The following is a 241-nucleotide window of genomic DNA, read 5'->3' on the forward strand; positions in this document are numbered from 1 at the left end:
GGCATTGCTTTGTAGCGCTGAAACTAAATCTGTATCTGCCGCTCCTTGTGAAGACCATGCTTGTACCGCTCCCATTAAAGCTGCATTGGCGATTGTGCCATAATTGCTTTCAGTCGCACTTGCCTGATCATCGCTCGAAGTATTTTGGCATCCTACTAAAGCAAGACTTGCTAAAGTTGCAAGCGCTAATTTCTTGTACATTGTCTCTCCTTGTTTCAATAGTACCAATACGTGTTGTTTT

Annotated in this window: 1 protein-coding gene; it reads right to left on the minus strand. The window is 43.2% G+C overall.

What is annotated here, in order from left to right; translation table 11 throughout:
* On the minus strand, positions 1-201 hold a 201-nt coding region (locus AYW76_RS18820), incomplete at its 3' end, for a hypothetical protein (protein ID WP_197467865.1).
* Between the last annotated feature and the right edge of the window lie 40 nt (positions 202-241).

The organism is Marinomonas gallaica (assembly GCF_001639745.1).
Taxonomy (GTDB): Bacteria; Pseudomonadota; Gammaproteobacteria; order Pseudomonadales; family Marinomonadaceae; genus Marinomonas; species Marinomonas gallaica.